Below are 20,920 nucleotides of genomic sequence, written 5' to 3' on the forward strand. Positions count from 1 at the left end.
CAGGCGGGTCATAAGCGAGAAGCCGACTGTCAGATTGCCCAGGAAGCGCTCGAACACGGCGCCGTGGGCATACCGATGTCACAGATCAAACCTGCGGTGCTCACAACATCCGTTCTGCCTAGCGATCATTTATTCTTCAAGAGCCACATCTTGCCTGCCATGGTAATGCCCTGCGCGGAGGTCTCCGGGGCCGCATCTGCGTCTAGGCTTTGCAGAAAGCCGTAGTCTCGCAATTCGTTCAACGTGGCCGTTGTCAGGAATTTCACCTTGATCGGCCGCTCCTTGAAACGGTCGGTCCTGGCATAGGTGACGGTCGCGTTCAGATGGGTCCACTTGTTGGCGTCCTGGGCGAACAGGTCACCGTCCTTGGCGAGCTTCAACCCCCTGATCTGGGTCGGTGTCAGCGAAACAATCGTCGCCACCACGGTGCCTGTGCTGTTTTTTTCGGTCGTAGTCAAAGTTCGGTCCTTGAATGGTGTAATCGTTTTGAAATGCGGGTCTGTGGCATTCTCTGCAGTCGCCGCTTATCGTTGCGCCGCATCATGGATATGGCAGGCCTGACAGCGGGTTTGCGACCGGCATCTTCGATTTCGACCCAGCACGGGGCGTTGGAAGCCGGCGGTGTAGGCAGCTCTTCGGCATGGGCAGATTGCGGATCGGCGGCAGTTCAATACCAACGAAAAAGGCCAGACATCCGCCTGGCCTTCCATGCCTTCATCACCCATGCCAGTACATCCGTGGTCATGGGGAGTTAAGCCTTAAGCGGCCTGAAGCTGGCCTGCGGACATTTTGCCCGACCTTTGGTCCTGCTCAAGTTGATAGCCAAGCTTCTGACCTTCAACGATTGAGCCCATGCCGGCGCGCTCGACTGCGGAGATGTGAACGAAGACGTCCGCACTGCCGTCGTCAGGCTGAATGAAGCCGAAGCCCTTGGTGGCGTTAAACCATTTAACTGTGCCGGTGGCCATAACAAACCCTTTCATAGCAACGACTAATCTGCCGCCGGGCGACGCACGGCGGTTGTTTCGACTTTTGAGAGGGAAAGTTGATCAAGAAGCGCAAAGCGCAGCAAAAACAAATAACGGCAAACAAAGTATCGATGGCGCTCTATATCCATCATGGGTTATCTCGTCAACCTTTGTTCCTCAAAGTTTTGGATTTGCTACTAAGGGGTGTGTTTCAGCGCCGTTGATCTGGATCTCCTCTAGTCGGCTCCGGAGATCGATATTGCGTTCGCGGGTTGGGTTGTGTGTGCGACCGACAAGATCAGCTTTCTCTTCGAGACGGCAAGCATCCTGACATTTCATCCAGCGTACCCGTAACGGATTTACCCCTCCCCGGTTTCTCTTGAGAAACTATGCAATCATCTGCGGTGGTGCAGCTGTTCAGGGCTTCAAGGCTTCAAGGGCTGTGATCATCGCTCTTCTTCCGTGCAAATTTCGCAACGATTCGAAAAAAGCTTTTCACTCAGAAAATCGACGAGGACGCGGACCTTGGGCGAGAGATGACGGTTAGAGGGCCAGAGCAGGTGGAACTGGGCGGGGCCGTCTATATGGGTATCAAGCACAGTGCGCAGCCTGCCATCGGCCAATGGATCGCGGGCGAGGAAATCCGGCATGCAGCCGATGCCCATTCCGCTGATGGTGGCACCGCGCAGCGCTTCCATGTTGTTGCAGGTCAGCACGGTTCGGGTTCTGATTTCCGGATGGTCGGGCGAGAGGCTGAGCGGCCAGGGCTGCAGTTTTCCGGAGTTGGGAAATCTGAACCGGACGCTGAGATGACCCTCGAGGTCGCGGAGGCAATCCGGGGTTCCGTGTTTATCCAGATAGGCCGGCGCGGCGCACAGCAGGAGCTGAAACGGGCGAAGTGCGCGCGACATCAGTCTCGAATCCGGCAAGGTCCCGCTGCGGATCGCGACATCGACGCCTTCTTCGATCAGATCGACGATCCGGTCGTTGAAGTCGAGATCCAGTTCGATCTCCGGATAGAGCCCAACGAATTCCGGCAGGATCGGCAGGATCAGATGGTAGCTGACGAGGGGTACGCTGACGCGCAATCGTCCCCGAGGAGCCGCAACAGCCTGTGCCAGTGAGGCCTGGGCATCTTCCAGGTCGTCGAGTATGCGCCGGCAGCGCTCGTGAAACAGCCGGCCTTCCTCCGTCAGCCGCAAGCTCCGCGTCGAGCGTTGGAACAGACGAACACCGAGCTGTTGTTCAAGCGCCGTAACGGCCTTGCCGACAGCGGAGGCCGATAGGCCGAGAGCGCGGCCGGCGGCGACGAAACTTCCAAGATCGGCAGTCCTGACAAAGGCCGTGAGGCTACCAAAGGGTTGGTCCATGTAGAGATCCATTCGAGCGATTTCTTCCGTTATATGCGGAACAAACCGTAGGTTATTGATGGATTGTCTGTAATTTATGCTGCTTTCCGCATTCGAAGTCCAGGCGTCTGAACGCCTTCTCACACGCGAGCCTCCCAAGCGCGTCCCACCCTCGAACCAGCGGAAGTCTTATGACCGTTCCCTACAAGCCCAAACCAACCGGCATTGCGGAAAAAATCTTCGTTTTGATTGCCGTCTGCTCCGCGGCTGCGGCCATGCCTCTCACCTTTACCGGTCCCGCCGTGGCCCTGCCGGCGATCAGTGCTGAGCTCGGCGGCAGCCCGATCGCCCATAACTGGGTCACCAATGCCTTCATGCTGACCTTCGGCAGCACATTGATGGCTGCCGGCGCGCTGGCGGACAGCTACGGCCGCAAACGCGTCTTCCTGTGTGGTCTTGCGGCCTTCATCCTGTTTTCCGGCGGGCTGGCCTTTTCGCCTGATATTGTCTGGTTCGACAGCCTTCGCGCGCTCCAGGGCTTCGGCTCGGCTGCGGCCTTTTCCGGCGGAATGGCGTCGCTGGCGCAGGAATTCGACGGGAAGGAGCGGATGCGCGCTTTCAGCCTTGTCGGGGCGAGCTTCGGCGTCGGCCTGGCGTTCGGGCCGATGGCATCAGGTATGATGATCGAGGCTTTCGGCTGGCGGGCGATCTTCGCTCTTGTGCTCGGCCTCAGTATCATTGCCTTCATTCTCGGGGCGATATTCCTGACGGAAACCCGAGATCCCGAGGCCAGCGGGCTCGACTGGCCGGGCGCGATCAGCTTCACGCTAGCCTTGTCGCTTTTCACTACGGTGTGTTGCGAGCGCCTGAAAGCGGATGGAGCGATGCGCTGACACTTGGACTCGTTCTGGGTTCAATGCTCCTTATGGCCCTCTTCTGTTTCATCGAACGCCTTGTGAAGCGACCGATGCTTGATCTGACGCTTTTCCGGTACCCCCGATTTGTCGGTGTGCAGTTGCTGGCAGCCGCTCCCGCCTATGCTTTCGTTGTGTTGCTCATCCTGTTGCCGGTGCGTTTTGTCGGTGTCGAGCGCCTGAGCGCGGTTGCTGCCGGACAGATGATGATCGCGCTTTCCGGCCCCTTGCTCATCCTGCCCATTGCGGCCGGATTGCTGACCCGGTGGTTGCCGGTAGCGACGATCTGCAGTGTCGGTCTTTTCATTTCCGCGGCCGGTCTCTTCTGGCTCGCGCATATTCCCGTTGGTTCGGATCATGCGGCGCTCATTGCACCGCTGCTGACGATCGGTATCGGTATCAGCCTGCCCTGGGGCCTCATGGATGGGCTCGCGGTCAGCGTCGTGCCCAAGGAACGCGCTGGGATGGCAACCGGGATATTCAGCACGACGCGCGTCGCCGGTGAAGGCGTGGCGCTCGCCATCGTCAGTGCGCTCCTGTCCGGACTGACACAATCCTATCTTGGATCAAGCCATGAGGCGACAATTGCGGCACAGCGATTGGTGACGGGGGATATCAACGGTGCGGGCCAGGCTCTCTCCGGCATGGGCGAACTGGAGCTCATCCATGCCTATAACAATGCATTCAGCCTGCTTTTGTGGCTTCTGACCGGTATTACGATCCTGACGGCGATCGTTATTTTCACCTTCATGGGTCGCGGTACCGGCGAGGCCGACGAAGTGGCTGAAGAAACCATCGCTGCCTGATGATATGAGGGTGGAGGAACGTTTCCACCCTTTTAACTATAGCTACCGAAAAACTACTCTTCCTGATGCAATTTATCCTGCAAAATTACATACCGCAGTAACGACTCCTAAAGTCCCCTTTGCCACTTTATTCCCATCAATATTGCGTTCGCCTATTTACTCGCTGGGGTTTTCTAATGAGTCGTAATCGGGATGATTGGGTCAGCCAGCGGGCATACTCCATCTGGGAAGAAGAAGGCCGGCCGCATGACCGGGGCGAAAGCCACTGGGCACAGGCGCTCCGGGAATTCGAGCAGCTTGAAGCCACCAAGGCATCCGTCGATGGAAGCGATCTCATCGAGAGGCTCAAGGCTGCCGGACGGATTTTGCGGACCTATGACGAGGCGTCCAGCGAGCAGGAAAATCAGAGTGGCCGGCGCAAGGCAGCCAGCCGCCGCCTAGGCTGAAGCCGACGCCGCCGAGGCACTTTTGTGTGTTCAATGCTATGGGCCGCCGCTCATCGAGTCGGCGGCTTACGCTTTTATCAGGCCTGCCTGTCCGAAAATTTATGCGGGCGTTCTTCAGCTCCGACTATTCGTTGAGGCCACGCTGGCCGCGCATCGCAGCTCATTCCAATCCTACTCCGATTACTGTCGAGCGGCCCAGCTGAGGCCGCGCCGGAGAATGAGGGGCATGTAGGGATGGCTGAATTCGGCCGCGACATGGCCAAGTGCGGAATAGAAAACGCGTCMCTCGCCGAAATGCCGCTTGAAGACGACGGGCATCACGACATTGCGCGCGGCAGCATCGTATTGGCCGGTAAAGGTCGTGGCGGCTAGGATCTCGACTGAGGGGTCGTAGTGCAGATAATACTGCTCCGAGTGGTAATCGAAATCCGGAATGCCTTCCATTAGCGGATCATCTTGCCGCGTCACAGCAACCCGGAAGTCGATGATATTGCCGGGATGGGCAACCCAGGTGACGCCGGAGACGTAACGGAAGGGTGCGCTTTCCTTGAAGGAGGTGGCAAGACAGCCATGGTGTCCACCGAGGCCGAGGCCCCCGCGGACAGCTTTGACCAGAGCATCCGCATGCGGCTTTTCCAGCTTCTCGCCGGTAATGACCGGCACCAGAAGATCGGCCCCGGTCAGTTGCGGTGAGCCGAAGATGTCGAGATCATTGGTGATTTCGACTGCAAAGCCGTCCTCGCGCAGCAACTCGCCAACGATGTTGGCGCAGGGTTCCGGCTCGTGGCCCGACCAGCCGCCCCAGACGATGATCGCCTTTCTCATATTTCCTCCCCTGGTTACGAATTAAGCAGGCTTTCGACGGTAACACTATAGCGCAACGGCTCGTCTGCCAGATGTCGCGCGATCTCTTCGACCACTAAAAGACCGAAACGGCAGCGTTCATTGCCGATGACGCCAGCGATATAATGAATGTCTTCGACGTGGAAGCCGTACCGGCGGACCTGCCGGCGACTCGGTGCACGCCGGTTTTCGATGGGGCCGGCAACGCAATCGTCCTGTAAGCAGGCGCATTTCGTATGAAAGACATCTCTAATCTTCTTCTTTTTGCAGATATGTAACCGAGATAACTTTTTACTGACGTGTAACTTGGCTAATGTCCGTGCATCTGTGGCTTGTAAGAGGTGAAATGCATGGCAGGTGAAACGGTTCTTGTGGTCGGTGGCGCTGGTTATATCGGCTCGCATACGTGTCTCGATCTGGCGAACAAGGGCTACACGCCCGTCGTCTTCGATAATTTCTCCAACGGCCATCGCGAATTCGTCAAATGGGGACCGGCGGAAGAGGGCGATATTCGCGATCGCGCCCGGCTCGATGAGGTGCTGGCAAAACACAAGCCGTCGGCAATCCTGCATTTTGCGGCGCTGATCGAAGTCGGTGAGTCGGTCAAGGATCCGGTCTCCTTCTACGAGAACAATGTCATTGGCACGCTGACGCTCTTGTCGGCGGCGCAGGCAGCCGGCATCAATGCGTTCGTCTTCTCTTCCACCTGCGCGACCTATGGTCTGCCGCAGAGCGTGCCGCTCGACGAGACGCACCGTCAGGTGCCGATCAATCCCTACGGACGCACCAAGTACATCGTCGAGCAGGCGCTTGCCGATTACGACCAGTACAAGAGTCTTCGCTCCGTCGTGCTGCGCTATTTCAATGCCGCCGGCGCCGATTTCGAGGGCCGTATCGGCGAATGGCACCAGCCGGAAACGCATGCCATCCCGCTGGCGATCGATGCGGCGCTGGGCCGCCGCCAGGGCTTCAAGGTGTTCGGCAGCGATTATGAGACGCGCGACGGCACCTGCGTGCGCGATTACATCCACGTTTTGGATCTTGCCGATGCGCATGTGCGCGCCGTCGAATATCTCCTGAAGGGTGGAGATTCCGTTGCGCTGAACCTCGGCACCGGCACCGGCACCACGGTGAAGGAATTGCTGGGCGCCATCGAAGACGTTTCCAACAAGCCGTTCCCCGTCGAGTATATCGGTCGTCGTGAAGGCGATTCGCACACACTGGTCGCCAATAACGACAAGGCGCGGGACATACTGGGCTGGGTGCCGCAGTATGATCTCTCGCAGATCATCCAGTCGGCCTGGAACTGGCATGCGAGATCAAATCAGCACTGAACGCGGGCCGAAGCCCAACGTTCTCATCATCACTGCGGATCAATGGCGCGGCGATTGCCTCTCGGCTGTGGGGCACGCCTGCGTCAGGACGCCTGCTGTGGACGCTCTGGCGAAAGAGGGGACGCTCTTCCGGCGGCATTATGCCGGGGCTGCTCCCTGCTCGCCGGCGCGCGCGACACTTTATACCGGCCTCTACCAGATGAACCACCGCGTCTGCCGGAACGGATCGCCGCTCGACCGGCGGTTCGATAATCTGGCGCTGGCGGCAAGGCGGGCAGGTTATGATCCGACGCTGTTCGGCTATACCGATACGGCGCCCGATCCGCGGGAAATGGACGCCAATGATCCACATCTGACGACCTATGAAGGCGTGCTGCCCGGCTTCACAGTTCGCCAGCTCCTGCCCGAACATGAGAGACAGTGGCTTTCCTGGCTGCGCTCGCGCGGTCGCACCGGCGCTGTCAGCCGCGATATCCATATTCCGGTGGGTGCCGCGGCCGGGGAAATTTCCAACGGGGCTCCCGTCTATTCACGCGAAGAGACACAGACGGCCTTCCTGACCGGCGAATTCATCCGCTGGATGGGCGAGCAGGACGCACCGTGGTTCGCGCATATTTCTTTCCTGCGGCCGCATCCGCCTTTCTCTGTGCCGGAGCCGTTCAACCGGATGTTCAAACCAGGTGAAGGTCCGGCCTTTGCGCGTGGGACAGACCGCGAAACGGAACAGCGCAGCCATCCCTATCTCGCCTATGCCATGCCGCGTGCTGGCAAGGGCAGTTTCATCCATGGGGCTGAAGGGCCGCTCAGCGACTGGAATGCTGCCGATTTCGATGCTGTCCGGTCGATCTACTATGGCATGATCGCTGAAGTGGACGATCAGCTCGGTCGCATCTGGCAAGCAGTGAAGGATGCCGGTGAATGGGATAACACGATCGTCGTCTTCACCTCCGATCACGCGGAGATGGCGGGCGATCACTGGACRCTCGGAAAAGGCGGCTATTTCGACGGCAGCTATCATATTCCGCTCGTCATCCGAGATCCCAGCGGGGCCGCAGCCGGTGGTATCGTTGATGATTTCACCAGCGCTGCCGATGTGTTCCCTACGCTCTGCGATCGGCTTGGGATCGCGCCTGCTAACGGCATCGACGGGCACTCGCTTGCGCCTTTCCTTGATGGCGGCAAGGCACAGAGGTGGCGGGATGCGGCCTTCTGGGAATTCGATTTCCGCGACATCGCCCATGGCGAAACGGAGCGGCATTTCGGCCTTGGGTCGAACGAATTGAACCTCGCCGTCATCCGGGACAAGCGGTTCAAATACGTGCATTTCGCCGCATTGCCGACGCTGCTCTTCGATCTGGTCACGGATCCGATGGAACTGCGCAACATCGCTGACGATCCGGCCTATGCGTCGGTAAGGCTCGGTTATGCAGAACGGCTGCTGTCGCTTCGGGCGCGGCATCTCGATCAAACGCTTGCCTATACCGAACTGACGGAAAAAGGGCCGGTGACGCACCGGCCCTGATCAGGCTCAGAAGTTTCCGAGGAAATCCCGCTTGCCAACGGGTGCACCCTGGTTGCGCAGGATGGCATGTGCCGTCGTCACGTGGAAATAGAAATTCGGCAATGCGAAGAGGGCGATGTATTCGAGGCCGGGAACAACCGAGCCGTTGCGGCCTGGCACGGTGATATCCTTGACGTCGCTTCCTTCCAGAGCCTCTGAAGAGAAGCCGGCGAGATAGGCTTCGGTTTTCGCCATACGTTCGCGCAATTCGGCGATCGTCGTTTCATTGTCCTCGAATTTAGGCGCTTCGGTTGCCGTCAGGCGGGCGAGCGCAAACTTGGCGCTGTCACTGGCACGCTGGTACTGGCCGGAAAGCGGCAGCATATCCGGTGCCAGCCGCGCGTTTACAAGAATGGCGGGGTCGATCTTCTTTTCCACGGCATAGGCTTCCGCCTTATCGAGATAGGTTTTCAGGCTGGCAATGCCGCGCTGGAACATGGGAACGGTGAGGCGATACATCGAGATGGACATTTGTTCTGTCTCCAAAAATCTTCAAATAAACGGCCGGTGTGCGCAAGCCGTTCTGGGCTCCGACTAGATGGGGATCTCTACGGCTTTCACAATAAGTGTCTGTGACGGTTCCTCTGCCATCATGGCCGGATTGCAACGGGCCGATCACGCCAAATCGCTGTTGGCGACGGCTTCCTCCAGCGATGGTGCCCGAAAACGGCAAAGAGGCTTGACGCCGTTTCGATAAAATGGAATGAATATTCCGCAAAACAAATTTTACGGTTTGTTTGTTCCGTTTTGGCGGAGCTGCCACGGGAGAGGCAGCGCGGGATTGAGGCCTGCGGACGGATGTCCAAGGCCCCGGCGTGAGGAGGTTGCAGCCGGGCACCGCTTTGTGGAGGGAATACACATGAAGAAGTTCATCCTGAGCACCGCAATGGCGCTCGTCCTGTCGACGGCCGCACATGCGGAAACCGTCGGCGTTTCAATGGCCAAGTTCGACGACAACTTCCTGACCGTTCTGCGCAACGGMATGACAGATTATGCGAAGACCTTGAGCGGCGTGACGCTGCAGGTCGAAGACGCACAGAACGACGTTTCCRAGCAGCAGAGTCAGATCCAGAATTTCATCGCTTCCAAGGTCGACGCAATCATCGTCAACCCTGTCGATACCGATGCGACGACGGCAATGTCGAAGCTTGCGGCAGATGCCGGCATTCCGCTGGTTTACGTCAACCGTCAGCCGGTCAATGTCGATACGCTGCCGGACAAGCAGGCTTTCGTCGCATCCAACGAGCAGGAATCCGGCACGCTGGAGACGAAGGAAATCTGCCGCATTCTCGGTGGCAAGGGCAAGGCCGTCGTTATCATGGGCGAGCTTTCCAATCAGGCCGCCCGCATGCGCACCCAGGACGTCCATGACGTCATCAAGACCGACGAGTGCAAGGGCCTGGAAATCGTCGAAGAGCAGACGGCGAACTGGGATCGTACCCAGGGCTCCGACCTGATGACGAACTGGCTGTCCAGCGGCATTGAATTCGATGCCGTCATCTCCAACAACGACGAAATGGCGATCGGCGCCATCCAGGCGTTGAAGGCGGCTGGCAAGGACATGACCAAGGTCGTCGTTGGCGGTGTCGACGCCACGCAGGACGCACTTGCGGCCATGCAGGCAGGCGATCTCGATGTGACGGTGTTCCAGGATGCCGCCGGCCAGGGCAAGGGCTCGCTCGATGCGGCGCTCAAGCTCGCCAAGGGCGAGAAGGTCGAGAAGAAGGTCTACATTCCCTTCCAGCTCGTGACGCCTGACAACGTCAAGGATTTTGTCGCCAAGAACTGAGGCGAACGCCAGGAGGGATGCGGGTAAAGCCCGCGTCCCTTTCACCTGCCCGTATCCGGAGGAGATCTTATGGCCGTCAGCCCGACAACCATGGCTGCCGTTCGCGCGAGCGGTGCAATTCCGAATGCGGAATATCTCTTGAGCGCCGAGGGCGTTCGCAAGGAGTTTCCGGGTGTCGTCGCACTTGATGACGTGCAGTTTCGCCTGAAGCGCGCCTCCGTGCATGCGCTGATGGGTGAAAACGGCGCCGGCAAATCGACATTGATGAAGATCCTGGCTGGCATCTATACGCCCGACAAAGGCGAGATTCGGCTGAAAGGGGTCGAAATCCAGCTGAACTCTCCGCTCGACGCGCTGGAAAACGGTATCGCGATGATCCATCAGGAGCTGAACCTGATGCCGTTCATGACGGTGGCTGAAAATATCTGGATACGCCGCGAACCGAAGAACCGTTTCGGTTTCGTCGATCACGGCCGGATGCACCGCATGACCGAGGAGCTTTTTGCCCGGCTCAATATTGCGATCGATCCCGAGATCGAAGTCCGATACCTCTCCGTCGCCAGCCGGCAAATGGTCGAGATTGCCAAGGCGGTTTCCTATAATTCCGACGTGCTCATCATGGACGAGCCGACTTCGGCGCTGACGGAGCGTGAAGTCGAGCATCTTTTCCGCATCATCCGCGATCTCAGAGCCCAGGGCATCGGCATCGTCTACATCACCCACAAGATGAACGAGCTCTTCGAGATCGCCGACGAGTTTTCTGTGTTCCGCGACGGCCGGTATATCGGTACGCATGCCTCGACCGAGGTCACCCGCGACGACATCATCCGTATGATGGTCGGGCGCGAGATCACGCAGATGTTCCCCAAGGAGGAGGTACCGATCGGGGAGGTCGTGCTTTCCGTCAAGGACCTCTGTCTCAACAGGGTCTTCCGCGACGTCTCCTTCGAAGTGAGAGCCGGCGAGATTCTCGGTGTGGCAGGATTGGTCGGCTCCGGGCGTTCGAATGTCGCCGAAACGCTTTTCGGTGTAACGCCGGCAAGCTCCGGCACGATCGAGCTCTTTGGCAAGCCCGTGACGATTTCTTCGCCGACTGCCGCCATTCGTCACCAAATGGCGTTCCTGACCGAGGATCGGAAAGATACGGGCTGCCTGCTGATCCTCGATATTCTCGAGAACATGCAGATCGCTGTCCTGCAGGACAGATACGTCAAGGGCGGTTTCGTGCAACAGCGCGCGCTCGAGGCGACCTGTGAAGACATGGCGAAAAAGCTGCGGGTGAAGACGCCCAACCTTTACGAGCGTGTAGAGAACCTTTCAGGCGGCAATCAGCAGAAGGTGCTGATCGGACGATGGCTGCTCACCAATCCGAAGATCCTGATTCTCGATGAACCGACACGCGGCATCGATGTCGGCGCCAAGGCTGAAATTCACAGGCTGGTCACTGAAATGGCGCGCAATGGCGTCGCGGTCATCATGATCTCGTCGGAAATGCCTGAGGTGCTCGGCATGAGCGACCGCATCATGGTCATGCACGAGGGGCGCGTGACCGGTTTCCTCAATCGCGACGAAGCAACGCAGATCAAGGTGATGGAACTGGCTGCGCAGTGATGCGCTCCAGCACCCGTCCAAGGGAGGTTTGACATGACAACCAAGGCAGCAGAGGGCACGGCTCCGCTCGCAACCCGACAAAGGCGACGACGCATGCCGCCGGAACTGAGCATATTCCTGGTGCTTGTCGGTATCGCGCTCGTGTATGAAATCCTCGGCTGGATCTTCATCGGCCAGAGCTTCCTCGTGAATTCGCAGCGCCTGACGATCATGATCCTGCAGGTCTCMGTCATCGGCATCATCGCCGTCGGCGTCACGCAGGTCATCATAACCGGCGGCATAGATCTTTCGTCGGGCTCGGTCGTCGGCATGACGGCGATGATTGCAAMAAGCTTTGCCCAGTCCTCCACCTGGGGAAGGGCCGTCTTTCCCTCGCTGACGGACCTGCCTGCTTTCGTGCCGATCGTCGTAGGCCTGCTGATCGGGGCGACAGCCGGTCTCGTGAACGGCGCGCTCATCGCCTACACGAAGATCCCGCCGTTCATCGCAACGCTTGGAATGTTCGTTTCTGCGAGGGGCGTGGCGAAGTGGTACACGAAGGGACAACYGGTCTCCGGGATCACCGAGCAGTTTCATTTCATCGGAACGAAAGCATGGCCGGTTGTCGTCTTCCTGGTCGTGGCTCTGATCTTCCACATTGCGCTCCGCTACACCCGCTATGGGAAGTTCACCTATGCCATCGGCGCCAATCCCCAGGCGGCGCGCGTTTCCGGCATCAATATCGAGGCGCATCTCGTCAAGGTCTATGTGATCGCGGGATTGCTGGCCGGCCTTGCCGGTATCGTCACGGCGGCGCGCGCTGAAACCGCACAGGCGAGCATGGGCGTCGGTTATGAACTCGATGCGATCGCAGCGACCGTCATCGGTGGCACGTCGCTCACCGGCGGCGTCGGGCGAATTACCGGCACGGTCATCGGCACGGTCATTCTCGGAGTAATGACCTCGGGCTTCACCTTCCTGCGCGTCGATGCCTACTATCAGGAGATCGTCAAAGGCGTGATCATCGTCGCTGCCGTCGTGGTCGACGTCTACAGGCAGAAGAAACGGTCCAAGCACTGATCCGGAAAAGGGGGCTTCGGCCCCTTTTCACTGACTTAGATATGGAATGCCCGTCGTCAGGGCGATGGATCCCCGGTTTCCGATTTTCTCAAATACCGTGTGAGTTTCTCGCGATCACCCAAAATCATCTCGGAAGGAATTTCCGCCGGGTAGAAGAGGCAGGCTTCCAGTCCTTCCGCGACAGCATCATCTGTTGGCTCCGGGAGTTCTTCCTCATGCATCCGGGCTTCAAAGACGGCGAGAAGGAAGTCGAAGGTTTCGCCTTGTGGTGAGATAAACTTTTTCCGCTCAACTTCGGTCAGATAAGGCACATCCAGAGACACGCCGATCTCTTCGACTATCTCACGTCGAAAGGCGACCGAGAAATCCTCGCCTTCTTCGACCGTTCCGCCGGGCAGAGCCCAGCCTGCATGCATACCGCTTCGCTTGACCAAGACGATCTCGCCTTTGGCGTTGCTGATGATGCCGATCGCTCCACCCAACGCCCGGCGGGAAAAATGCTTGTGTTTCTGCGCCTGAAAATCGGCCTCCGATAATGGTTGATCGGCGCCGGTCAATCGAACATTCGGGTATTGCCGAGTAAGGCCGTCGAGAATTTCTTGATCCATATTGATGCCTTTGGGATCGTTGGCAAAAAGGGCATTCCGCCGAGATTAGGCCGGCGGAGCGCAAATCACGAAGACATTGCCGATTTCACCACTTTCTGCATCAAGAAATTGCAGTGCATCCATATTGCGCATAGGTGAAAAAATAGGTGGCGCTTTCTGTCAGCTTTTCTATTCTTGCCGCTTCGACCCGCCCGTTCGGGCAGCGCAGGAAGACAAATGCAACTCGTATTCGACGGCCACAACGACGTTCTCCTTCGGCTCTGGACACATGCGAAAGACGGAAGCGATCCGATTGCGGAATTCGCCAACGGCACGACGGCAGGCCATATAGATGCTCCCCGTGCGAAGGCGGGTGGTCTGGCGGGCGGCCTCTGCGCCATCTATATTCCATCGGGCGATCTGGTCTTTGCCGATCCCGATGCGAACGGCCATTACGCGACGCGGCTTGCCGCTCCTCTCGATCCACTGCCGTCGCTTGCGATCGGCACAGAAATGGCAGCGATCGCGCTCAGGCTCGACCGTGCCGGTGCCTGGCGGCTCTGCCGCTCGGTGAAGGACATCCGCAAGGCGATGGCGGAGGGCATTTTCGCTGCCGTCATGCATATCGAAGGCTGCGAGCCGATCGGCGCCGATCTTGCTGCGCTCGAAGTCTTCCATGCGGCCGGCCTGCGCTCGCTCGGCCCAGTCTGGAGCCGCCACAATATTTTCGGCCATGGCGTGCCCTTCGCCTTCCCAAGCTCGCCGGATACGGCGCCTGGCCTGACGGAGGCCGGGTTCGCGCTGGTGCGCGAGTGCAACCGTCTCGGCATCATGATCGACCTCGCCCATATCACCGAAAAGGGTTTCTGGGACGTAGCGAAGACGAGCGACCAGCCGCTCGTGGCAAGCCATTCCAACGTCCATGCGCTGACACCGGTCGCGCGCAACCTCACCGACAGGCAGCTCGATGCGATCCGCGAAAGCCGCGGTCTCGTCGGCGTGAATTATGCCACCGCGATGTTRCGGGCGGACGGCCGTTCCGACGTCRCCACGCCGCTTTCCGACATGGTCAGGCATATCGACTACCTCGTGAACCGGGTCGGAATCGATTGCGTGGCGCTCGGTTCGGACTTCGACGGCGCTACCATTCCGGAGGAAATCGGCGATGCTGCCGGTAATCAAAAGCTGATTGTCGCTCTTCGGCAAGCTGGCTATGGTGGGGAGGAACTGGCGAAGATGGCCAGCGAAAACTGGCTTCGCATCCTGGCTTCGGCGTGGAGGGAAGAGGACGTCTGAAACCAAATAACACTTTGTAATCAATCAAAAACAGGGGAACAGACCATGATGATTACCAAACTGAACCGCAGCTTCCGCCTTCTTTCCGCCGGGGCTGCCCTTTCGCTCCTGATGGTGGCGGCACCTGCTGCCTTTGCAGAGACGCCGAAGGATACGCTCGTCGAAGGTTTTGCCATCGACGATATCATCTCGATGGATCCGGGCGAGGCTTTCGAGCTTTCGACAGCTGAGGTTACCAGCAACACCTATAGTCTGCTCGTTCGTCTCGACATGAACGATACGTCGAAGATCAAGGGCGACCTCGCCGACAGCTGGACCGTTTCCGATGACGGCCTGACTTATACATTCAAGCTGAAACCGGACCTGAAGTTTGCTTCCGGCAACCCGATCACCGCCGAAGACGTTGCCTGGTCCTTCGAACGCGCCGTCAAGCTCGACAAGAGCCCAGCCTTCATTCTCACCCAATTCGGCCTGACCGGCGACAACGTGACCGAAAAGGCAAAGGCTGTCGATCCGGCCACCTTCACCTTCACCGTCGACAAGCCTTATGCGCCGAGCTTCGTGCTGAATTGCCTGACAGCAACCGTTGCCTCCGTCGTCGACAAGAAGCTGGTTCTCGATCACGTGAAGCCGGTGACCGTCGATGCCGACCACAAGTACGACAACGATTTCGGCAATGAATGGCTGAAGACGGGTTATGCCGGCTCCGGTACCTACAAGCTGCGTGAGTGGCGCGCCAACGAAGTCGTCGTCCTGGAGCGTAACGACAATTATTACGGCGATAAGGCGAAGCTTAACCGCGTCATCTACCGCTACATGAAGGAAAGCTCTGCCCAGCGCCTGGCGCTGGAGGCCGGTGATATCGATATCGCCCGCAACCTCGAGCCTGGTGATCTCGACGCCGTTTCCAAGAATGAGGATCTGGCGACCACCAGCGCACCGAAGAGCACGGTCTATTACGTCRGCCTCAACAGCAAGAACGAGAACCTGAAGAAGCCTGAGGTCCAGGAAGCCTTCAAGTATCTGGTCGATTACGATGCGATCGGCGCAACCCTCATCAAGGGCGTCGGCGAGATCCATCAGACTTTCCTGCCGACCGGTCAGCTCGGTGCGCTGAACGACACGCCTTACAAGCTCGACGTCGCCAAGGCGAAGGAATTGCTTGCCAAGGCTGGCCTGCCGGATGGCTTCTCCGTCACTATGGATGTACGCAACACCCAGCCGGTCACCGGCATTGCCGAATCCATCCAGCAGACGCTCGCCCAGGCCGGCGTGAAAATGGAAATCATCCCCGGCGACGGCAAGCAGACGCTGACGAAGTTCCGCGCCCGCACCCACGACATGTATATCGGCCAGTGGGGATCGGACTATTTCGATCCGAACTCAAACGCCGATACTTTTACCTCCAACCCGGACAATTCCGACGCGGGCACGGTGAAGACGCTAGCATGGCGCAATACGTGGGAAGCGCCCGAGCTTGACAAGGAGACGAAGGCTGCCCTGCTCGAGCGTGACGCCGCCAAGCGCGCTGCCATGTATGAGGATGTCCAGAAGAAGTTCCTGGCCAACAGCCCCTTCGTCATCATCTTCCAACAGATCGAAGTGGCCGGCTATCGCAAGAGCCTTAACGACTTCAAGCTGGGGCCTAGCTTCGACACGAACTATGTAGGCCCGATCGCGAAGTGATGAGCCAGCCAGGCTGATCCCGTGAGCATCATTGAAACAAGACAGGAAGCGCGGCCCCGCAAGGGCCGTGCACTCTCCTTTGCGAAGGCGCTGGGGCGTTTCCTCTTCGCCGCCGCTACCACCTATCTCGGTCTTCTGGCCGTCACTTTCTTCATCGGCCGAGTCGTGCCGATCGATCCCGTGCTCGCCATTCTCGGCGATCGCGCGCCGACCCATGTCGTGGAACGTGTTCGCCGGGAGATGGGCTTCGACCTACCGCTCTACGAACAGTTCTACATCTATCTGAAAGGCATTCTATCGGGCGATTTCGGCAATTCCGTCCTGACCACCAATCCGGTCATGGTCGATATTCGCCGCGTTTTCCCGGCGACTCTGGAGCTTGCCACCGTCGGCACGATCATCGGTTCCATCATCGGCGTGCCGCTTGGCGTGCTCGCCGCCGTTCGCCGCGGCAGCATTGCCGACCAGGTTGTGCGTGTCGTCGGTCTTGTCGGCTATTCGGTGCCGATCTTCTGGCTTGCGCTGATTTCGCTCGTCATCTTCTACGCGCAGCTGCGTTGGGTGGCCTTTCCCGGCCGTATCGATATCGTTTATGAATACAGTTTCACGCCGGTCACCGGTTTCTATCTCCTCGACAGCGCGTGGCAGGGGCAGTGGGATGTCTTCTATGACGTCTTCCGACACATCATCCTGCCGGCCTCGCTGCTTGGCTATTTCTCGCTCGCCTATATCAGCCGCATGACCCGCAGCTTCATGCTGAACGAGCTGTCGCAGGAATATGTGGTGGCAGCCCGCGCCAAGGGCCTGTCGGAGACGCGGGTGATCTGGGGCCATGCCTTGCGGAACGCGGCGGTGCCGCTCGTGACCGTCATCGCGCTTTCCTATGCCGGCCTGCTTGAGGGCTCGGTGCTGACGGAGACGGTCTTCTCCTGGCCCGGCATCGGCCTTTACATCACCAACTCGCTGCAAAACGCCGATATGAACGCCGTGCTCGGCGGGACGATCGTCATCGGCACGGTCTTTGTCGGCATCAACCTTATCTCCGATCTTCTCTATCGGATACTCGACCCGAGGACGCGAAACCGATGACGGTTCCGACCACGCCTTCCATGCCCCTGAGCCGCCGCGAGTGGTTGCTGTCCGATCGGCCGCAGTCGCGCATGCAGGCCCGGCTGGGCCGCGCCTATATCACCTGGCGGCAATTTACTGCGAACCGGCTCGCCGTCGTCGGCCTGCTGATCATCGTGGCGCTGCTGTTGATTGCCGCCTTTGCCAATGTCATCGCCACGCACAATCCCGTTGTCGGCGATCTCAAGAATGCGCGCCTGTTGCCGCCCGGCAGCACCGGCTACCTGCTCGGCACCGACGATCAGGGCCGCGACATCTTCTCGCGTCTGGTCTATGGCTCGCGGCTGACGCTGCTCGTCGTGGTGCTGGTCGCCGTCATCTCTGCGCCGGTCGGCCTCATCGTCGGTACGGTATCGGGCTATACCGGCGGATGGGTGGATGCGACGCTGATGCGCATTACCGATATCTTCCTTGCCTTTCCGAAGCTCGTGCTGGCGCTTGCCTTCGTCGCGGCCCTCGGCCCCGGCATCCAGAATGCCATCATCGCCATCGCCATCACCTCCTGGCCGCCTTATGCGCGCATCGCCCGCGCCGAGACGCTGACCGTCCGGCGGTCCGACTATATCTCGGCGGTCAAGCTGATGGGGGCTTCGCCGCTACGAATCATCGTCCGGCACGTCATGCCGCTCTGCATCTCCTCGCTGATCGTGCGCGTGACGCTCGACATGGCGGGCATCATCCTGACAGCGGCCGGCCTCGGTTTCCTTGGTCTCGGCGCACAACCGCCGTTGCCGGAATGGGGTGCGATGATCGCTTCCGGCCGCCGCTTCATCCTCGACCAATGGTGGGTCGCCGCCATGCCCGGCATCGCCATCCTCGTCGTCAGCCTCGGCTTCAACCTTCTGGGCGACGGCCTGCGCGATGCGCTCGATCCGAAGGAGGCCGGCCAATGAGTTCGCTTCTGACCGTCGACAACCTTCGCGTCAGCTATCCGACCCGCACTGGCGTCATCGAGGCCGTGCGCGGCGTCTCCTTCACGCTCGGCAAGGAGCGTCTCGGCATCGTCGGCGAATCTGGCTCCGGCAAGTCGCAGACCGGCCGCGCCATAATGGGGCTGACGCCGAAACACGCTGTTGTCACCGCCGACACGCTGGATTTTAGTGGCCTCGATCTGACGAAGGCATCAGCCTCGGAGCGGCGCAAGCTGCGCGGAAAACGCATCGCCATGATCCTGCAGGATCCGAAATATTCGCTCGATCCCGTCATGACCATCGGCAAGCAGATCTGCGAGACGCTACGCACGCATGAGAGGGTCGGCAGAGGCGAGGCGCAAGACCGCGCGCTCGACATGCTGGAAGCGGTGCAGATCCGCGATCCCAAGCGTGTGTTCGATCTCTATCCGCATGAGGTTTCGGGCGGCATGGGCCAGCGCGCAATGATCGCCATGATGCTGATCGCCGGGCCGGAGCTTTTGATCGCCGACGAGCCTACTTCGGCGCTCGACGTTACGGTTCAGCTCGATGTGCTCAGGATCATGGATCGGCTGGTGTCCGAACGCGGCATGGGGCTGATCTTCGTTTCCCATGATCTGAGGCTCGTCTCCTCTTTCTGCGACCGCGTCATCGTCATGTATGCCGGCCGCATCGTTGAAGAGATAGCCGCGTCCGAGCTTCACAATGCGAAGCATCCCTATACGCAGGGCTTGCTCAATTGCATGCCGCAGATCGGCCAAAACCGCCATCCTTTGCCGGTTCTCGACCGCAAGCCGGAGTGGGCAGCATGAGCACAGCTCTATCCGTCGACCATCTCGGCGTCGTCTACGACCATTTCCATGCCTTGAAGGATGTGAGCGTTTCGATTGAAGGCGGTGAGTCCTTCGGTCTCGTCGGCGAGTCCGGCTCGGGCAAGTCGACGCTGCTGCGCACCGTTGCCGGGCTTGCACCTGTTAGCGAGGGGGCGATCCACATCCATGGTGAGGTGCTTAAAGGTTCCAAGCGCAGCAAAAGCTTCTACCGGAGCGTGCAGATGGTTTTCCAGGACCCTTATGGCTCTTTGCATCCGCGTCAGACCATTGATCGGCTGCTTCTGGAGCCGCTTGCCATCCACGCTATCGGCGACAGCGAGAAGCGTATAGCCCGCGCGCTCGATGAAGTCGGCCTCGGCAACGGCTTCCGCTTCCGCTATCCGCACCAGCTTTCCGGTGGCCAACGGCAGCGTGTGGCGATTGCCCGCGCTCTCATCGTCGAACCGTCGATCCTGCTGCTCGATGAGCCGACTTCGGCGCTCGATGCCTCCGTCCAGGCAGAGGTTCTCAATCTTCTGGAGCAGATTCGGCGGGACCGGAAACTCACCTTCGTTATGGTCAGCCACGATCTCGGGGTCATCACCCACATGTGCGAGAGGCTTGCGGTGATGCGCGGCGGTGCCGTCGTTGAACGGTTGACCTCGGCCGAACTTGCCGCCGGGAGCGTTCACGAGGACTACACGCGAAATTTGATGGTGGCCAGCAAAGGTTTCGTGAAAGCTTGAAAGCCAGTGTTTTCAAGCCTTTGAAAAATCTCGCGCAGCGACGGCGTTAAGGATAATGATTCCCTAAAAGACGACCATTCGACTAGACTATTGACAGCTGCCTTGGTTCTGTCATGATCCCGTTAACGACCGTTAGCTTTCGTGATCGATGGAGGTTGAGGCATGTTCTTTCTCGGTGGGATGACCATGGGTTACCTCGATCCGCCTATTAAGGCCGAGCGGAGGGAAACTGCCTCCGTCACCATTCCGGCGGAAAAAGATCGCCGATTGATCGAAACATCCCCTAATGCACCCCAGGGCGAAAACGCCGCCGAGCGTTCCTGGATCTGGGCATGGCGTACGCTCTGCTGAGCGAAAGCCTGGGTGGATTTTCTCTTCCGTCTGCTCTGGACGGAAATTTATCTCTACCTACCTTATAGAGAATAAGAATAAGAATGCGAGCTGGCAGTCCGGCCGCAAACAAACAGACGGAGGCGACACATGGCAAATCTGGGTATTTCGCATACTCATGTGCACCAGTACKGATCCGTGCCGGCCAAGAAGCCGGTCACCACGCGGCACAAAATCCAGACCGCGGTCCACGCAACGATTTTCACGGCGGCATTTCTTTTCGTCGTCGCAATGGTGTGTGGCGTCGTCGGCTGAGACCAACGACCTTCATTTGATCGATTATTTCTCCATACGGAACAATTGGAGTGCGCCGGCATTCTCCTGACGCTTTGGTGTTCACATAAGGAGAGTGGCCTTGCGGGGGTACCCTACTTTGGCCGATCGGTATCCGATCCCGGTCCTCATCCTTCTCTATCTGTTCCATGCAATCTTACCCATCACGAAATCTAGGCGTGAGGCGTTGATGACGCCGGGAACGCCGTTCAGGCGCATGGATATCGTCCATGGGCCTTTTCATGMGGCTGATCTAGAGCGCGGAAACGGATCCTTTCACTTGAATTATCGCTGATGTGTCCAACTTTTCTGAATGGCTTCGCAGGGGCTCGGGCAACCACGACCATTCGAAAATTCACGTCCGAAACGGGTCTGTCCGTTGCTACAAAGCGCGCCGACCGTCCGTTTATC

At 59.0% G+C, this 20,920-nt stretch carries 21 protein-coding genes and 1 pseudogene; 15 read left to right on the forward strand and 7 right to left on the reverse strand.

All coding sequences use genetic code 11. The features are described 5' to 3' along the window. Positions 1–125: 125 nt before the first annotated feature. The 4 genes from AC1DNW_RS12225 to AC1DNW_RS12240 form a co-directional block, all read right to left on the reverse strand. Positions 126–413, reverse strand: coding sequence for a hypothetical protein (locus tag AC1DNW_RS12225; RefSeq protein WP_113300894.1), 288 nt, complete (start codon positions 411–413; stop codon positions 126–128). Between the two features lie 345 nt (positions 414–758). Beyond that, complete coding sequence (locus AC1DNW_RS12230; RefSeq protein ID WP_113300893.1) at positions 759–968, reverse strand: cold-shock protein; 210 nt, start codon at positions 966–968, stop codon at positions 759–761. Between the two features lie 23 nt (positions 969–991). Next, positions 992–1,120 carry a hypothetical protein gene (locus tag AC1DNW_RS12235; protein ID WP_477835805.1) on the reverse strand — a complete coding sequence of 43 codons (129 nt, stop codon included), beginning with the start codon at positions 1,118–1,120 and terminating at the stop codon, positions 992–994. 294 nt (positions 1,121–1,414) lie between these two features. Continuing rightward, positions 1,415–2,338: a LysR family transcriptional regulator gene (locus AC1DNW_RS12240; RefSeq protein WP_113300892.1), complete on the reverse strand. Its 924-nt coding sequence runs from the start codon at positions 2,336–2,338 to the stop codon at positions 1,415–1,417. Between the two features lie 170 nt (positions 2,339–2,508). On the opposite strand from AC1DNW_RS12240, the pseudogene AC1DNW_RS12245 reads away from it, so the two are divergent. Both AC1DNW_RS12245 and AC1DNW_RS12250 read left to right on the forward strand, forming a co-directional pair. Next, positions 2,509–4,037 (forward strand): annotated as a pseudogene (locus AC1DNW_RS12245) (MFS transporter). A gap of 176 nt (positions 4,038–4,213) precedes the next feature. Continuing rightward, the gene (locus AC1DNW_RS12250) at positions 4,214–4,483 is read left to right on the forward strand and encodes a DUF2934 domain-containing protein (RefSeq protein ID WP_113311983.1); all 270 of its coding nucleotides are present in this window, start codon (positions 4,214–4,216) and stop codon (positions 4,481–4,483) included. Between the two features lie 180 nt (positions 4,484–4,663). On the opposite strand, the gene AC1DNW_RS12255 is transcribed toward AC1DNW_RS12250, so the two are convergent. Beyond that, on the reverse strand, positions 4,664–5,308 hold the full coding sequence (locus AC1DNW_RS12255) for a ThuA domain-containing protein (protein WP_477852827.1): 645 nt from the start codon (positions 5,306–5,308) through the stop codon (positions 4,664–4,666). Positions 5,309–5,676: 368 nt separating this feature from the next. On the opposite strand from AC1DNW_RS12255, the gene galE reads away from it, so the two are divergent. Together galE and AC1DNW_RS12265 are read left to right on the forward strand one after the other, a co-directional pair. Continuing rightward, positions 5,677–6,660 carry a UDP-glucose 4-epimerase GalE gene (galE, locus tag AC1DNW_RS12260; protein WP_113311984.1) on the forward strand — a complete coding sequence of 328 codons (984 nt, stop codon included), beginning with the start codon at positions 5,677–5,679 and terminating at the stop codon, positions 6,658–6,660. After that, a complete protein-coding gene (locus AC1DNW_RS12265) occupies positions 6,638–8,182 on the forward strand; it encodes an alkaline phosphatase family protein (RefSeq protein ID WP_113311985.1) in 1,545 nt (514 codons plus the stop codon). Before galE ends, AC1DNW_RS12265 begins: the two co-directional genes overlap by 23 nt. A gap of 6 nt (positions 8,183–8,188) precedes the next feature. Here the strand turns inward: AC1DNW_RS12265 and AC1DNW_RS12270 are convergent, their stop codons facing one another. After that, on the reverse strand, positions 8,189–8,692 hold the full coding sequence (locus tag AC1DNW_RS12270) for a DUF1993 domain-containing protein (protein WP_113311986.1): 504 nt from the start codon (positions 8,690–8,692) through the stop codon (positions 8,189–8,191). Positions 8,693–9,080: 388 nt separating this feature from the next. On the opposite strand from AC1DNW_RS12270, the gene AC1DNW_RS12275 reads away from it, so the two are divergent. From AC1DNW_RS12275 to AC1DNW_RS12285, 3 genes are all read left to right on the forward strand, one after another. Then, positions 9,081–10,010: a sugar ABC transporter substrate-binding protein gene (locus tag AC1DNW_RS12275; RefSeq protein WP_477852829.1), complete on the forward strand. Its 930-nt coding sequence runs from the start codon at positions 9,081–9,083 to the stop codon at positions 10,008–10,010. A gap of 69 nt (positions 10,011–10,079) precedes the next feature. Beyond that, positions 10,080–11,621, forward strand: coding sequence for a sugar ABC transporter ATP-binding protein (locus AC1DNW_RS12280; protein ID WP_477852831.1), 1,542 nt, complete (start codon positions 10,080–10,082; stop codon positions 11,619–11,621). 33 nt (positions 11,622–11,654) lie between these two features. After that, entirely contained in the window at positions 11,655–12,680 is a 1,026-nt protein-coding gene (locus AC1DNW_RS12285) for an ABC transporter permease (RefSeq protein ID WP_477852833.1), read from the forward strand. A gap of 56 nt (positions 12,681–12,736) precedes the next feature. On the opposite strand, the gene AC1DNW_RS12290 is transcribed toward AC1DNW_RS12285, so the two are convergent. Continuing rightward, positions 12,737–13,288 carry an NUDIX hydrolase gene (locus tag AC1DNW_RS12290; protein ID WP_113300765.1) on the reverse strand — a complete coding sequence of 184 codons (552 nt, stop codon included), beginning with the start codon at positions 13,286–13,288 and terminating at the stop codon, positions 12,737–12,739. A gap of 216 nt (positions 13,289–13,504) precedes the next feature. On the opposite strand from AC1DNW_RS12290, the gene AC1DNW_RS12295 reads away from it, so the two are divergent. The 8 genes from AC1DNW_RS12295 to AC1DNW_RS12330 all read left to right on the forward strand — a co-directional run bounded on the left by AC1DNW_RS12295 (position 13,505) and on the right by AC1DNW_RS12330 (position 20,491). Beyond that, the gene (locus AC1DNW_RS12295; protein ID WP_477852835.1) at positions 13,505–14,563 is read left to right on the forward strand and encodes a dipeptidase; all 1,059 of its coding nucleotides are present in this window, start codon (positions 13,505–13,507) and stop codon (positions 14,561–14,563) included. A gap of 45 nt (positions 14,564–14,608) precedes the next feature. Then, positions 14,609–16,249 carry an ABC transporter substrate-binding protein gene (locus AC1DNW_RS12300; protein WP_477852836.1) on the forward strand — a complete coding sequence of 547 codons (1,641 nt, stop codon included), beginning with the start codon at positions 14,609–14,611 and terminating at the stop codon, positions 16,247–16,249. 21 nt (positions 16,250–16,270) lie between these two features. Then, entirely contained in the window at positions 16,271–17,338 is a 1,068-nt protein-coding gene (locus AC1DNW_RS12305; protein ID WP_113300762.1) for an ABC transporter permease, read from the forward strand. Further along, positions 17,335–18,270 (forward strand): ABC transporter permease, encoded by a 936-nt coding sequence (locus AC1DNW_RS12310; protein WP_113300761.1) that lies wholly within the window; start codon positions 17,335–17,337, stop codon positions 18,268–18,270. The genes AC1DNW_RS12305 and AC1DNW_RS12310 overlap by 4 nt, the downstream gene beginning before the upstream one ends. Next, the gene (locus tag AC1DNW_RS12315) at positions 18,267–19,100 is read left to right on the forward strand and encodes an ABC transporter ATP-binding protein (RefSeq protein ID WP_113311989.1); all 834 of its coding nucleotides are present in this window, start codon (positions 18,267–18,269) and stop codon (positions 19,098–19,100) included. Before AC1DNW_RS12310 ends, AC1DNW_RS12315 begins: the two co-directional genes overlap by 4 nt. Next, complete coding sequence (locus AC1DNW_RS12320) at positions 19,097–19,846, forward strand: ABC transporter ATP-binding protein (RefSeq protein ID WP_113311990.1); 750 nt, start codon at positions 19,097–19,099, stop codon at positions 19,844–19,846. The genes AC1DNW_RS12315 and AC1DNW_RS12320 overlap by 4 nt, the downstream gene beginning before the upstream one ends. 162 nt (positions 19,847–20,008) lie before the next feature. Further along, positions 20,009–20,197, forward strand: a complete 189-nt coding sequence (locus AC1DNW_RS12325; RefSeq protein ID WP_113311991.1) for a hypothetical protein — start codon at positions 20,009–20,011, stop codon at positions 20,195–20,197. A 129-nt stretch (positions 20,198–20,326) separates the two neighbouring features. Further along, positions 20,327–20,491, forward strand: coding sequence for a hypothetical protein (locus tag AC1DNW_RS12330; protein ID WP_477852839.1), 165 nt, complete (start codon positions 20,327–20,329; stop codon positions 20,489–20,491). Positions 20,492–20,920: the final 429 nt, after the last annotated feature.

It is taken from the genome of Rhizobium sp. 05L429, from assembly GCF_056397645.1.

What these genes read in the sequence shown, in the direction of transcription:
- AC1DNW_RS12230 (WP_113300893.1), bottom strand. Translation starts at nt 968, where the DNA reads ATGGCCACCGGCACAGTTAAATGGTTTAACGCCACCAAGGGCTTCGGC.
- AC1DNW_RS12235 (WP_477835805.1), bottom strand. Translation starts at nt 1,120, where the DNA reads ATGATGGATATAGAGCGCCATCGATACTTTGTTTGCCGTTATTTGTTT.
- AC1DNW_RS12240 (WP_113300892.1), bottom strand. Translation starts at nt 2,338, where the DNA reads ATGGACCAACCCTTTGGTAGCCTCACGGCCTTTGTCAGGACTGCCGAT.
- AC1DNW_RS12250 (WP_113311983.1), top strand. Translation starts at nt 4,214, where the DNA reads ATGAGTCGTAATCGGGATGATTGGGTCAGCCAGCGGGCATACTCCATC.
- galE (WP_113311984.1), top strand. Translation starts at nt 5,677, where the DNA reads ATGGCAGGTGAAACGGTTCTTGTGGTCGGTGGCGCTGGTTATATCGGC.
- AC1DNW_RS12270 (WP_113311986.1), bottom strand. Translation starts at nt 8,692, where the DNA reads ATGTCCATCTCGATGTATCGCCTCACCGTTCCCATGTTCCAGCGCGGC.
- AC1DNW_RS12280 (WP_477852831.1), top strand. Translation starts at nt 10,080, where the DNA reads ATGGCCGTCAGCCCGACAACCATGGCTGCCGTTCGCGCGAGCGGTGCA.
- AC1DNW_RS12290 (WP_113300765.1), bottom strand. Translation starts at nt 13,288, where the DNA reads ATGGATCAAGAAATTCTCGACGGCCTTACTCGGCAATACCCGAATGTT.
- AC1DNW_RS12310 (WP_113300761.1), top strand. Translation starts at nt 17,335, where the DNA reads ATGACGGTTCCGACCACGCCTTCCATGCCCCTGAGCCGCCGCGAGTGG.
- AC1DNW_RS12315 (WP_113311989.1), top strand. Translation starts at nt 18,267, where the DNA reads ATGAGTTCGCTTCTGACCGTCGACAACCTTCGCGTCAGCTATCCGACC.
- AC1DNW_RS12320 (WP_113311990.1), top strand. Translation starts at nt 19,097, where the DNA reads ATGAGCACAGCTCTATCCGTCGACCATCTCGGCGTCGTCTACGACCAT.
- AC1DNW_RS12325 (WP_113311991.1), top strand. Translation starts at nt 20,009, where the DNA reads ATGTTCTTTCTCGGTGGGATGACCATGGGTTACCTCGATCCGCCTATT.